Origin of the sequence: Salimicrobium flavidum (assembly GCF_900156645.1) — a bacterium.
GTDB classification, from domain to species: domain Bacteria; phylum Bacillota; class Bacilli; order Bacillales; family Halobacillaceae; genus Salimicrobium; species Salimicrobium flavidum.
In genome coordinates, this window is record NZ_FTOC01000017.1 from 1 (window position 1) to 13,355 (window position 13,355).

The 13,355-nt window shown below is 42.9% G+C and carries 16 protein-coding genes; 3 read left to right on the forward strand and 13 right to left on the reverse strand.

The annotated features are described in order from the left end of the window. Positions 1-266: 266 nt before the first annotated feature. Positions 267-797, reverse strand: coding sequence for a YceI family protein (locus BW944_RS13970; RefSeq protein WP_076560740.1), 531 nt, complete (start codon positions 795-797; stop codon positions 267-269). A gap of 23 nt (positions 798-820) precedes the next feature. After that, on the reverse strand, positions 821-1,729 hold the full coding sequence (locus tag BW944_RS13975) for a DUF5996 family protein (protein ID WP_076560742.1): 909 nt from the start codon (positions 1,727-1,729) through the stop codon (positions 821-823). Between the two features lie 157 nt (positions 1,730-1,886). On the opposite strand from BW944_RS13975, the gene BW944_RS13980 reads away from it, so the two are divergent. Further along, positions 1,887-2,153: a SunI/YnzG family protein gene (locus BW944_RS13980; protein ID WP_076560744.1), complete on the forward strand. Its 267-nt coding sequence runs from the start codon at positions 1,887-1,889 to the stop codon at positions 2,151-2,153. A gap of 90 nt (positions 2,154-2,243) precedes the next feature. On the opposite strand, the gene BW944_RS13985 is transcribed toward BW944_RS13980, so the two are convergent. The 4 genes from BW944_RS13985 to BW944_RS14000 form a co-directional block, all read right to left on the reverse strand. Next, the gene (locus BW944_RS13985; RefSeq protein WP_076560746.1) at positions 2,244-3,587 is read right to left on the reverse strand and encodes an LPXTG cell wall anchor domain-containing protein; all 1,344 of its coding nucleotides are present in this window, start codon (positions 3,585-3,587) and stop codon (positions 2,244-2,246) included. A gap of 131 nt (positions 3,588-3,718) precedes the next feature. After that, a complete protein-coding gene (locus tag BW944_RS13990) occupies positions 3,719-4,495 on the reverse strand; it encodes an ABC transporter ATP-binding protein (protein WP_076560748.1) in 777 nt (258 codons plus the stop codon). Positions 4,496-4,560: 65 nt separating this feature from the next. Next, positions 4,561-5,331 (reverse strand): anti-sigma factor, encoded by a 771-nt coding sequence (locus BW944_RS13995; protein ID WP_076560750.1) that lies wholly within the window; start codon positions 5,329-5,331, stop codon positions 4,561-4,563. Beyond that, positions 5,324-5,887, reverse strand: a complete 564-nt coding sequence (locus BW944_RS14000; protein WP_076560752.1) for an RNA polymerase sigma factor — start codon at positions 5,885-5,887, stop codon at positions 5,324-5,326. Before BW944_RS14000 ends, BW944_RS13995 begins: the two co-directional genes overlap by 8 nt. A 181-nt stretch (positions 5,888-6,068) precedes the next feature. Here BW944_RS14000 and BW944_RS14005 point away from each other — a divergent pair, with 181 nt between their 5' ends. Continuing rightward, entirely contained in the window at positions 6,069-6,830 is a 762-nt protein-coding gene (locus tag BW944_RS14005) for a sporulation protein (protein WP_076560754.1), read from the forward strand. Positions 6,831-7,156: 326 nt separating this feature from the next. Continuing rightward, positions 7,157-8,026, forward strand: a complete 870-nt coding sequence (locus BW944_RS14010) for a DMT family transporter (protein ID WP_076560755.1) — start codon at positions 7,157-7,159, stop codon at positions 8,024-8,026. A 265-nt stretch (positions 8,027-8,291) separates the two neighbouring features. On the opposite strand, the gene BW944_RS14015 is transcribed toward BW944_RS14010, so the two are convergent. The 7 genes from BW944_RS14015 to BW944_RS14045 all read right to left on the reverse strand — a co-directional run bounded on the left by BW944_RS14015 (position 8,292) and on the right by BW944_RS14045 (position 13,162). Further along, on the reverse strand, positions 8,292-9,269 hold the full coding sequence (locus BW944_RS14015; RefSeq protein WP_076560757.1) for a Gfo/Idh/MocA family protein: 978 nt from the start codon (positions 9,267-9,269) through the stop codon (positions 8,292-8,294). Beyond that, positions 9,266-9,688 (reverse strand): VOC family protein, encoded by a 423-nt coding sequence (locus BW944_RS14020; RefSeq protein WP_076560798.1) that lies wholly within the window; start codon positions 9,686-9,688, stop codon positions 9,266-9,268. The genes BW944_RS14015 and BW944_RS14020 overlap by 4 nt, the downstream gene beginning before the upstream one ends. A gap of 31 nt (positions 9,689-9,719) precedes the next feature. Then, on the reverse strand, positions 9,720-10,178 hold the full coding sequence (locus BW944_RS14025; protein ID WP_076560758.1) for a hypothetical protein: 459 nt from the start codon (positions 10,176-10,178) through the stop codon (positions 9,720-9,722). Between the two features lie 92 nt (positions 10,179-10,270). After that, positions 10,271-11,167, reverse strand: coding sequence for a PhzF family phenazine biosynthesis protein (locus BW944_RS14030; RefSeq protein WP_076560760.1), 897 nt, complete (start codon positions 11,165-11,167; stop codon positions 10,271-10,273). A 199-nt stretch (positions 11,168-11,366) separates the two neighbouring features. Further along, positions 11,367-12,089 (reverse strand): hypothetical protein, encoded by a 723-nt coding sequence (locus BW944_RS15175; protein WP_076560761.1) that lies wholly within the window; start codon positions 12,087-12,089, stop codon positions 11,367-11,369. Between the two features lie 172 nt (positions 12,090-12,261). Continuing rightward, positions 12,262-12,771 (reverse strand): hypothetical protein, encoded by a 510-nt coding sequence (locus BW944_RS14040; protein WP_076560763.1) that lies wholly within the window; start codon positions 12,769-12,771, stop codon positions 12,262-12,264. A 208-nt stretch (positions 12,772-12,979) separates the two neighbouring features. After that, on the reverse strand, positions 12,980-13,162 hold the full coding sequence (locus tag BW944_RS14045) for a PspC domain-containing protein (protein WP_076560765.1): 183 nt from the start codon (positions 13,160-13,162) through the stop codon (positions 12,980-12,982). Between the last annotated feature and the right edge of the window lie 193 nt (positions 13,163-13,355).

The window sequence follows — 13,355 nt, forward strand, 5'->3', positions numbered from 1 at the left end:
GATGACACTCTCTATCGTACCAAGGGGGCTTTTTTTATGCATTTGTCATATTCCCCGGTTTATCCTCACATTCTTTCCTTACAGGAATGCTCCTTTTATATCTTCTAATGAATCATTTATTTCGTTATTCATTTTTCTCTCTCCTTTATTTATTCCAAATTATAACATGTATTTTTTGTTTTTCACAAAAGCTCTCCTGACAATAAACTCCAAGGAAACCATTTATCCTAAGAGTTTATTGTCAGGAGAGCCTAGTTTTAAGAGTGTCACTTACGTATTTGTATCTCGATATTGATTTTCACTTCATCTCCTATCACAACCCCACCTGTTTCAAGTGCCGCATTCCACGTTACACCGAAATCTTCACGACTGATAGCGGTACTCCCAGTGAATCCGGCTGCTTCCTCCCCGGTCATCGGATCCTTCGCCACTCCTTCAAATGTTACGTCGAATGTCACGGGTTTTGTCACACCTCTCATTGTGAAGTCTCCGGTAACATCGTATCGTTCTTTTGATTTCTCTTTTATATCTGTAGCTTTAAATGTTACATAAGGGTAGTTCTCTACATCAAAAAAATCTGCGGATCGTAAATGATTGTCCCGCTTTTTCTTCTTGGTATTAATACTAGCAGCCTCGATTTTCACATCTATCGAAGCGTCAGTCAGATCGTTTGGGTCTGCTTCTGCTGTGCCTTCAAATTCGTCAAACGTCCCCTTAACATTCGATATCCTCATGTGCTTCACTGTAAACCCTACTACACTGTGCGCTTTATCGATCTTCCATACTGCCTTTTCCATATTAGAGCCTCCCATATAATTGCTTATCTTTCCTTTTGATTACTTTTCATTTTCAAGGGTTCAAAGCAGTGATCGGTATGTTGCCACTTTAAATACTCAAAAGACTTTCTGCAGGAAGCTTCGAAAAAACGAACAATTTCATCGGAGTCGATTTGATCGATATCATTTTTCATTTCATAAAGGTATTCCGCCATTTGGCCACTGAAATAACTCTCTGACGGAAAATTATTGTCCACTTCTAATTCCACCCCTTCTACAAAAGGGTAAGGAAGCGTAAAGAAAGTAGGGTCTTCAAACCCATCACTTCCAAGCCAAAAGCCGAATTCGATCATATGTTCATCAAAAGCGGCTCTTTCAATCAATTTGCTGTCGTCCGGAAACGATTCGAATTCATTGTAGATAAGGATACACGAGACATCGAACGTCCCCCAGAAAAGACCGGGGGCAACTTTCCTTTGCCTGATAGGGGCGATAAACCGGTGCTCTACATCCCACGCAAGCTGGAACCACCTGAGAATCTGTTTCGCGACATCTTCATTATAGTGATGGTGATCAACGTCATCTTCAAATCGCGTCTCCATACCCATTTCCTGGGGTACGGTATAAATGGATAACTGTAGCCCCAAAGACGTTGTAGCATCGAAGATTTCTCGATAATACTCACTAATCGATTTCCCATTCTCCAGTTTCACAACGATGTCATCTTTTTCTCCTTTAATGATTATGCTACTTTCCATCAGACTCACTTCAATTTCAAAATGGGCATTTTCGTGTTTAAGCAAACCGGTCGAAAAACCTCTTGTCGTAATATCAAGCATAACGTGCGCCCACTGTGGTTCTTGGGCAGCATACTCGAGTTTAATTTTCCCGAGAATTTGAGAGACCAGCTGAAGTGTCGTAATCTCACTTGTATGTGAGTTGTAGAAACCCATAATTATCACCCCTTAAGATTAAATCCCCTTTTTAAATGCAAAGTAAACGCTTTCAAACAGTGCCTTTTCAGGATAATGAAAGTTTGAAACAAAATGCGATCTTCTTACGTATAATATAGTTGGAAATAGAATGTAAGTATTAGAGGAGGGACTCAGGATGGGGATAAAGGTAAAAGAGAAAAACGGAAGTATAATTATTTCATGGATGTTCAGCAAAGTGGAAATTCCTAAGAATGAAATAAAGGAAATCAATAGTGATGATACTTATGGTGGGGAAGAGCAGAAAGCTTTGAGGATCGGGCACCCGAGTGCCACTAATGAGAGAATATTGATAAAAACAAGTAAGCAGGATTATCTTCTTTTTACAAACGAACCATCAACCCAAAACAAAATTGAGCGCATGATTTCCAGGCGTCTTTCATAGTCGCTCTGTCCAGTTAAAGATTTGCCGAACCACGACTCCAATAATTAATTTCATATAAAAACCGCCCCTTTTTAAAGAGGCGGTCTGGTTTTATTGCTCTTGTTGTTTTCTGAAGTGGAATACAAGGGCTGTAATCAGTGCGAACATTCCACCGATTGCAAGCCACATCGTACTGTTCATTCCTGTATCTTGAGGACTAAGTCCTGTCTTAGGCATGTCAGATGGCATTTCCTGACTGAATTTATCAGGGAACTGAGCGGAAATCGCTCCTGATAATGCTTTTCCTGGAGTAAACATGTGTTCATAAGCTTCACGGATGTCGCCGTACGCTGCTTCGTAATCTTCCATAGCATAGCTGTCAAAGGCTCCGATCAGCTGATTCACGTGCATTTGAAGGCCTTCGGACATAACCTCTGCGCTCACTTTTCCTTCTGTCGCTGTTTCAATGAAGGAAGAGAAATCTGCGCGGTACCCTTCAAGTGCAGTGAGTGCCTGCTCTTTAGCCTGCTCGTCTTCAGCACCTGTCGCTTCCACATAGGAAACGAAGTTACCGATGTGATCCGACCACATTTGTTGGAACTCATCCCCTGCTTCTTCCCCGTAAACGGATCCAATCGTGTTCGACAATTCTTCCGTGTTGTTGCTCAACGCTTCTGCGGATGCTTCAAAGTCTTCGCTTCCGTCAATTCCATTCTGCATAGCAACAACTGCGAGTCCTGCGTGTTCACTCAACAGATAGCTCAAATCAGAACGAAGATCTGCTGCAGGTGTTACAGCGGACGTATCATTGAATTTATCCGGGAACTGATTCGCCATAGCGTCGGATAGGCCTTTACTTACCATGTACATATGGCTCATAGCTTCTCTTTCGTATTCATAAGCAGCTTCGTAATCGCCTGCTACGAATGCGTCAAATGCGCCGATCAGTTGGTCCACGTGCATTTGCAGTCCTTCTGCAAGAGCGTCAGCTTCGAGACGTTCGCCTGTAGCACCTTCAAGGAACTGGGAGAATTCTTCTTTATATTGACCCAGGTTATCGAGTGCTTCCTGTTTAGCCGCTTCGTCCTCAGCACCGGTCGCTTCTACATAGTCAACGAAATATCCGATGTGTTCCGACCACATTTCATTGAATTGATTTCCGGCTTCTTCACCGTAAACAGAACCGATCGCTGCTGATAGATCTTCTGTGTTCTGGCTCAGGGCTCCGGCTGACTGTTCAAAATCTGCAGCCCCTTCTGCTCCTTTTCTCATTGTTTCTACTGCCAGGTACACGTGTTCACTCAGCAAGTGATCGAGCGAGGAACGTAGTTCTACTGCCTCTGTGTCTACTGTAGGTGTTTTTGCATGATCCTCCGCGTACACGTTCAACCCTAGTGTCGGAATCGTAAGTGTCGCCGCCAGTGGAATGGTAACTAATCCTTTTTTCCAGTTCATTGATGATCCTCTCCTTTTTAATTGATTTCACCAAGCATACGGCGCGGATCTTACACTGGATCATTATTTATCAAAAAAAGTTCAAATTTTTTATTTTCATTAAAAAAATCCTCCTCTGTTTAGAGAAGGATTCATTGTTTCATCATAAATGGTCGGCGTTTATTCCAGGAGATGTCGACAGGAACTTCGAAGAACGACGATAACATCTCTCTGGTAAGCAGACGGGTCGTATCTCCGGAATCATACACCGCTCCTTCTTTCAAAAGAAGAGTGTTTTCAAACACGGGCAGAACTTCATCGACGTGATGGGTAACGTAAATGATTGTCGGTCCGTTTTCCCTTTCGGCAATGCGTTCCACCGACTCGAGCAGCTGTTCTTTAGCTAAAAAATCAAGTCCGTTCGTAGGTTCATCCAGAATGAGAAGCTCCGGATCCGCCATAAGCGCCCGAGCAATGAGCACGCGCTGTTTTTCTCCGGAAGACAGTGTCTCGTAAAGACGGTTGGCATAGTCGAAACAGCCGAGCTCCTTCAATAGTCCAATCGCTTTTTCCCTGATTTCATCTGTCGGTGTGTCGTACAACCCTATGGAAGCGAAAGCACCGCTCAATACGACCTCAAAGGCATTGTCCCCTCTATGAAGACGATTCTGGACAGAGCTGGAAACGAACCCGATTCGTCTCCGGAGTTTTTCAGCCAGGTACGTTTTCCCGAACTCGAGACCGAGGACGCTCATCCTTCCTGTTGTCGGAAACGCATAAGCATTGATCAGGTTAAGCAAAAATGTTTTCCCCGAACCGTTCAGACCGAGGAGTGCCCAGTGCTCCTGTTTCTCTACCTGCCAGCTGATATCATTGAGAATATATCGGCCCTCCCGTTTCAGAGAGACGTTCTCCATATCGATGATCATCCTTCCACCACCTTCCCATTTATGTAGAAAAACTGCTCTCAAACGTGAGAGCAGCTTTGAAACTCTTATATTTCAGAAGCCAGCACAATGTCCCCCTGCGGTGTTTCACTATCCGGTCCAGGTTCTTTGGTTATGGCGAGTGTTTCCCAATTTCTGTCCTGAAGACCTTCCATCGGATACGTCACCGCTCCGGTCCCTTCTTCATTCGGAACAAACGTACCGGCTCTTACCGGCTCTCCTTCTTCAAGCAGCCATACCTGATAAGCCTCATCGCCTGAGAGAGCGTCGAGCTGTTCTGCCTGGACGACGAGCTGAGCTTCCCCGTCATTGGCCACCATCGAAGCACGGCCATTCGCTTCTCCCCCTTCAGGATTCTGAAGCGTCAGTGCCTGCTGCAGATTATCAATCACGACTTCTTCCTCTGATGGTTCAGGAGCGACAGTCTCAGGAGTCTGAGTGAGAAACGCTGCGTTCCCTATGAGAGAAGCGGTTAGCGCGGCAGCAAGCCCCCAGACGGCCCAGTTCCTTTTCTTTTTCGGTTGGAACAACACGGGCTCCTCTTTCTTTTGCTCACGTTCGATATTCTTCTGTTCATTTCCTGTTTCCTCTTGCTCTTCTTCATCGAAAATCGAGGAGAGGACGCGGTCTTTCATTCCGCTCTCCGGTTCTACGGGTTCGGAGAGATAAGGAAGGTCTTCTGTCAAAGAACGCCACTCGTCAAGCTCTGCCTGGCAGGACTCGCACGTCTCCAAATGCTCTTCGAACTGCTTTTCTTCTTCGTCTGTCAACTGCCCGTTGAAATAATCGATCAGCATATCGCATCGCTTTTCACTCATGTCGTTCTTCCCCCCCTTCTCTCCTGATCATCTCTGTCTGTAAATGCTTCAATGCCATTCGTATTCGTCCCTTTACTGTGCCGAGTGGCAATTCCAGCCTTTCAGCGATCTCTCTATGAGATTTCGCGTCGAAGTAGAAAAGCCGAATAACTCTTTGTTGTTCTTCTTTCAATACCGTCATCGCCTGTCTTACAACTGTCGCTTCTTCCTTCCATTCATACATTTCTTCAATGGAGGGTTCATTCGCCTGAAGGGCATCCCTTTCCTCAAGTTCGTAAGGCGTCTCCTTTTTCTTTCTCATCAGATCGATCGCGGCATTTCGTGCAATCGTAAGCAGCCAACTGGAGAACTTCCCCTTCGAACTATCATAGGTTCCCTTCTGTGTCCATAACTTCATGAACACATCCTGCACGACTTCTTCTGATAACTCCCTATTGTTCGTCATTTTGTAGCTGAACGAAAACAATAGTTTTTCATATTTATCGTATAGCGACTCAAGTGCGTCTTTATCTTTATGCAATACGCGTCTGTAAAGCTCTTCATCCTGAATACTCATCCGCTTCTCCTTTTTCTTTGTAGTAATCCCATTATAGAAAACAGATCACCGGAATACAACGTTTCTCATACAGCATACGTAAGAAAAGTGCAATTGGATGCCATACACGCCAATATTTTAAAATTATTTGAACCAAATCTTATCACTTTTTTGTATAATAGCAGAAAAGGAGGGATATTATATGTTCAAAAAATTTCTGGCGAGTCTCGGGATCGGGGCAGCGACCGTGGATACTCAACTTGAGAAAGAGACATTTGTACCAGGAGAAGACGTACATGGGAAAGTCTTCATACAAGGTGGAGAAACGGAACAGACGATAGATGCTATATGTATTTTCCTAATGACAGAAGCGGTCCAGGAAGTGAACGAACGGAAAGTGAAAGAAAAAGTATCGCTCGAAAAATATAAAATAAGTGATCAACTATTCATCGGGGCGGGAGAAAACAAAGAAATCCCATTTACGATTCAACTCCCGCTTCATACTCCTGCTTCTTTTGAGCGCCTGCCGATCTGGTTCGAAACCGGCGTAGATATCCCGATGGCTCTTGATCCAGAGGATCGCGACCCGATAGATCTGAAACCTCATCCCCATATAGAAAAAGTTATTGAGGCGCTTGAAAATCAACTCAGTTTCCGTCTTCGCGAAGTGGAAATGGAGTATTCGAAACGTCATGGTTTCGTACAGGAATTCGAATTCTCTGCTGGGGGCGAATACCACGACTACCTGGAGGAACTTGAAGCGATTTTCTTTATAAGTCAGGATAAACTGGATGTCATGCTGGAAGTGGACCGGCGCGCCCGAGGTCTTGGCGGTCTCTTCTCGGAAGCTCTCGAAATGGACGAGAGCCGCTCGAAAGTGACGTTCAAAAGTGAAGAATTCAATGGATCGGTAGAGAATATAGCAGATAAATTGAAACAGACCATCGACCGCCTCAAAGAATAATCAAAAGCCCTTGCAGTGAAAGAAAGCACTGACAGGGGCTTTTACGAACTCATAGATATAAAGGACCTCCACAATTATGTCTTTTCTCTTCTTTCTTTTCCAAATCGCTTTCCAGCCTAAAGCTTCCTTTCCGTGTTTCTACGCCCTCGTTAAAAGTGAAAACAAATGAATACCAGTAGGCTTTGCAGTGAATTTTCAGACTGCATGAAGTTACAAATATTACAAAGTTTTTACTTTTTTCAGTTATGCGTTTAGTTTCCGAGTGTAAAAGGAAACTAGCCCTTGAATCTTTCACAATACATTTAAAAAGAAGGAGGGGGCGCCTTATGAAATTCATAGGTATCGGATTGGTTGTACTGGCTGCTGTATTTTGGGGGATTACCGGGGGGATCGCAGATATATTAATGAGTAAGGGGTGGGACCCCCTCGTTATTTCATTCTATCGCGGAGCTGTAGGACTGATATGTTTCATCATCTGGTTCCTGCTTAGTTTAAAAGAGAATTGGATTGTTTCTGCACGTCTTTATGTCTTCTCGATCCTCGCGGGTATCGGGGTTGCAGGGAATTTCACTTTTTACTTCCTGGCAATCGAAGCTTCCAGTATCGCTGTAGCAGCGACTCTTATGTACACAGCCCCGGTTTTCGTCCTTTTGGTTTCATTTCTACTGAAGATAGAGCGCTCGAACTGGTTCAAATGGATCTGCATCATAGGGGTCCTTATAGGTATCGTCCTGCTTACTGGAGCCTATAATGTTGAAAATCTTTCTACCGGGTTCGTTGGAATCGTGGCAGGATTGGCAGCCGGTCTTTCCTACGCTCTGTTCATCTTCGGGTTCAAAAAAGCCGCAGCGATAGGGAAACCGCAAATGATTTTAACATCCGCTTTTTTCGCATTCAGTGTCATTCTTTTCTTCTTGACGGACAGGAAAGAATTGACTGATGTACTCAGTTCCAGCGACCTGGGATGGTTTATTCTTCTGGGACTGGTGGGTGCAGGCGTGTCATTCATCATCTACTTGATCGGTGTTCGTCGGACAACGCCTTCTACCGCTTCGATGGTGGCTATGGTAGAGCCGATTACAGCTTCCTTATTCGGTGTCTTGCTTCTGGGAGATTCATTGACCCTTATCCAGGTCGTTGGTATGGCACTGATTCTCTTTACCATTACTGCTCTTAGTGTGAAACAGACGGATTGAGCGATATTTTTTTAAGGCTCTGTTATCGTTCCTAGTTGATTTCTATCTCTACGGGGGGAAGCTTGCCGCGGGCATGACGCAAACTTCCGGAATCTCCCTACGTTCGATTCCGGTGATTTTCCGTTCATGCTTCTCCCGCAGGCGTCTCCACCCTTCGTTCTAAAATCAACATCAGGCTTTAACAGAGCCTTTTTTAAAGGTCCCGCTTCTTTTGAATGAGGAGCGGTATTATTTTATTCAATATTAATATGGGGACGATTTTTCATTACTGATAATACTCCTTCACGAACTCTTCCATCACTTGATTCGTGCGAAGAGCTGTCTTTCCCGTACTCGGACAAGTACCCTGCCCCAGCAGTTCCTTTACAATGGATTGGATATGGTAGTACTGGATATGCTTCGGGTGCTCGATATGAAAAGATTCTTCTGCCGTTTCCGTCAGAAGGGTGATTGGTTTGTCATCAAACGAAGAGAAACGGATTTCACCTTTGGTTCCGACAATACGATTATCGTCCGCATTTTTGTAAGAAGAGAAGTTCCATACACCCATTCCGACTGCGCCTCTTTCGAATTTCCATGTGCCGCTCACTGTATCCTCCGCAGGATAGGAGTCGGCCAAATTATCGGCTATCCCCTTCACATCAGTCATAGGTCCAAGTAGATAATCGAACAGATCGAGCGTGTGCGAACCGACATCATAAAACAAACCTGCGCCGCTTTGTTCCGGGAGAACCCTCCACGGCCAGCTGCCATCTTCATTTTTCTGAATGATTTTCTGCGTTTGTTCAATACTTGCAAAACGTACGTCCCCAATCGCTCCTTCATCAATCAGTTCTTTCACTTTCAGAAAACGTGGCAGAGATCTACGGTAGTAAGCAACGAATAACGGAACGCCATTCGCCTCACACGCTTCAATCATCGCTTCACATTCTTCTACACTGTTCGCCATCGGTTTTTCTACATACACCGGCTTTCCGGCTTCTGCGACCATCTTCGTATACTCCATGTGGGAGGAGGGAGGCGTGGCAATATAGACGGCATCCACTTCATCATCATGAATCAAGTCTTCCGCCCGGTCATACCACGTCGGCACCCCGTGGCGTTCGGCATAATCTTTCGCTTTTTCTCCGTTCCTTCTCATGACAGCTTGCAAAGAACTCTGTTCAATGAGCTGAAACGCAGGCCCACTCTTCTTTTCTGTGACGTCTCCGCATCCGATGATTCCCCATCGTATTGTTTTCATTCAGATTCCTCCTTCAATATAGGTGCTGGTGCGACAAATTCGACTTTAATCCGATCGGGATCTTCAAAATAAACGGCATAATGATCCTCGCCACCCGCATACGGAAAATCATCTTCATACAAGATCGGTACTTCTCTATCCTTCAGCATATTCAGCATTTCATCTACCCTTTCACGAGAAGAAGCATGGAACGCCAGATGATTCAATCCTGTTCTACATCTGTTATAAAGAACGTCCAGGTATTTACTCTCGGTCTGGACAAACACCAAATACGTTTCCCCAAGCTTCCAGCTTTGACCGCCATCCCATTGCTGGTATGGTTCATAGCCTAGTTCTCCCAGGAACCAGCCCCAAAAAGCTTTGGATTTTTCAAGATCCGATACATAGATTTCCACGTGATGAAGTAGTCCTTCAGACAACATATTCTTCTCCTCTCTATAATCAGCATCATCATATTTCAGGAGAAGGGACTTCAAGCATGTACACTACAGACGAAATAATAGTACCTTCACTCCCCCTCCATATAACATCAATCATATATGTAATCTCTTTATTCTCCTCCCCCGCTATCTCAATAATACCATTCTCCGGGCTTTTCCTAATACTTGTGCCACCCTGTTGCTGATTCACTGTAACCCCATCCGGCTCAGGCAGTGCTTCCGGAAGTTCAATCTTCAGTTCATCTCCTATATTCGCCTCAATCTCAGCAGGTGGCGATTCTTCTTTCAACTTATTTAGCTCTTCTTGTTCTTCACATTCTGTAGCAGAAGTGCATTCCACATGAGGGGTCAAGCTGTACAGTTCTTCCTTGTACTTAACCTTTACATTCTTTAAATGTTCCAGGTCACTTTCTTCTACTCCAACGGTATCTTTCTGCTCTTGAAGCTCAGGGTTCTCTGAGTCAGACATACCATTTTCCTGATCACAACTGACAAGCAATAAACCGCTGACCAAAAGGATAAAAATGATTCTTTTGATAGTTTCACATCCTTCCTTTAGTCTTACTTTATCTTGATATGAAATTCCTTCACGTAAACAGCTTTTCCAGTGATCTCGACGTTCAATGATTCATGAGTCCCTGTTACCTCCACAAAAACTTGGCCATCTTTATCTATTTCATGTCCTTGTTCAATGGTAAGGTCCAGAGTATCAGTATAGTCGCTATTGACGTATGTGGCATAATAAGCACCCATCACCCCGGAAGCCGTTCCCGTAACTGCATCTTCCACGGTTCCTGAAAAAGGAGAAGAAAAGTGCCTGGCATGCATATCCGCATCCACATTGTTCGTTTCCAGACAGAAAGGATGAACCGAAGATTTCGGCATTTCCTTTAACACACCCGGAAAACGTTTATTATCCGGCTTCATGTTTTGAAAAGCAGAAAGATCTTTTATAGGTATAAGCAAAGTCCATGTCCCGGTACTTCCATAAAGAATCGGTAATTCAGGATGCAAATCGGTGGTTTTCAATCCGAGTGAACCAACTAAATCTTCCCTTGAGCCTGCGAATTCTTTGAATTGAGGGGAGGACTGCTTCATCGTTATAAATGTTTCATTCTTCTCATAGGTATTCATGCGAATCGGTAGGATTCCTGCGTTCGTTTCGATCGTTAATTCTGTCTTATCTCCCAGCATCCCTTCACTTTTCAATGCAAATACCGTAGCCATTGTCGCATGACCACACAAATCCATTTCATGTCCTGGAGTAAAAAATCGTAATCTTATGTCAGCGACATCCGATTTCAAAGGAAAAGCCGTTTCATTGAATCCGACCTTGAACGCAACCTCCTGCATCTCATCCTCTGTAAGATTATCGCCGTCCAATACCACTCCAGCCGGGTTTCCTTTCTCCGGTTGATTGCTGAATGCATCGTAGTGATAGACTTTCACTTTTTTCATAATTCTTCCCTTCTTTCGGGTGGTGTAGTGATTAGCTAAACTTTTGACTTCCTCCGTGTAAGGACAAGTGCATGTTTTGTAGTGATATCGACATTAGGATCTTCACAAACTAATAAGTCACGATGCCATTTGGTAGAGCTGATTCATCTCTTTAATATTAATCGTCCTTACACACTTTATATTTATGTTGTATTTAAGTCTACAGTGATCTATCGACGATACCTTCCATATTCCTTCTCTTGGTTCTTGTAGTGATTAGCTGAACTTTTGGATTCCTTCGTGTAATGACAGGTGCATGTTTTGAAATGATATCGACTTTATGTTCCTCGCAAGCCAACGAATAATGAGTCAAAGAATCACTCGGCAGGATAGATTTTTCCTTTATAAAATCAAAGTAATCGGAATTTTCATAGATACGAAATGATTCGCCTCGGAATACGTCATTCTCGTTCCATACGGTAAAATCATCAAAGATCACGGAATAGGTTATGTAGTTTTTGAATCCGATTTGAAGAGATTCCACTTTTCTGTCAGGGTGTGGAATCGTGAATAGGTCGGTGGGATTATCACTTTTGTTAACAAAGATTCTAAGTTTCATGTTTCCATCCGAAGGCTCCTGAATCCCTTCAAATGAAAGGAAACAATCTTTTAGCTTTACCAGTTCCTCAAATGTCATTGCCTTTTCTTCTTTGTACGAACCTTTTCCTCTTTGTATTAAATAATGATATACAATTAAGCTGACTAACAAAGCTGGGAACATATAAATCACAACCGTTGAGGCGAACATATAAACAATGATTAAAGGAAACCAGAAAGTTGTTAAATAACCCAGAAATTTTTTGTAGTTGAAAGCAAGTACACTCAGCCACAATCCGACTGCGTATAGACTGATAAAAACTAAAACGACGATTATCCCCCCCATTCTATCCCCTCCCTTTCCTACTCTTATTTCACTTCCCTGAAAGCTTCTTCCTTCCCAATGAAACCATGCAGTGTAGAATGTTTCTCTCCTTATTCTGATTCAAGTTGGCTATAGAATGATTCCAATTCCATTCAACTCTTCAGCGATTTATAAAAACTCATCAAATTTCAGTCTATTCAATTTCCCCTACTGTTGTGGATACAATCTTTTCATAAGGCACTCCCAAATAGCTATACTTTATGATTACTTTTTCAATACTTCTTTCGTGACCTAATGTAACTGCATAAATCAAATCTTCATTAGAAATGGTTCCTTCATTCACTTTGTCCAATTGGCCACGAGGATCTGTGTTCGGCTTCAGCTTCACGTTTTCTATGCTTTCAAATTGATACTCAGCCGCCTCTTCACTATTAAATTGGTCGCTTATAATGAAACCCAGGGAATGAGTACTGACTTGCATTTTCGCTTTGGAGGGTTGATTTTGATTATTCACTAACAACTCGGTTATTTTGATACTTCCAAATGGATATTTATTGCCTACATCCACTATCATTACTTCTTTATCTTCCTGGTATGCATATCCACCCGAGACAGCTAAAGGTGGATTGAATCTGGAATAAAGAAAGCTTCCTACGAAAACGATAGGTATCACAATTATTAATATGACAAAGACTTTCTTCAATATGCCTCCTTTCATACTTTTTTGTAATATATTTTAAATAATGAAGGTTATTGGATTGGCATGTTTAGGTTTTTTTCTATTCCTATTATTTTCTGATAATAATATTCAAGGCTGGATCCCTGCATTCGTCGGACTCCTATCCTGGTTTTTGTAGTTTATATCTAGGTACATGGACAAGAAGCAATATACAAATCAATATTTTTGGCTTTTATAAGGAACGAGGACTCTCGGACATCGTATTGGCAAGAATGATATAAATCACTAAATTACCTGGCAAAAAGATAAACAGGAGTCTCACTCCTAAAGACGAGATGCCAAAGAATTCAGCAATACCTCCACAAACTCCATGTATAGATTTATCTGTTGATGATTTTTTCAGTTTATTTTGCACTTTACTCCCACTTTCAAATATTGGAGAAAATTTTATAGTATTTATTGAGTTTGAGATGATTTCACCTCTTCCCTATATTCTTCCCATTCAATAATTGCACTGATCTCTTAACCTGTCATTTGAGCATTTTATGTGCCGCCTCTAATTCAGAAGTTCCGCATTATGCAGCTAATGATAGTGACTTAACATGTGT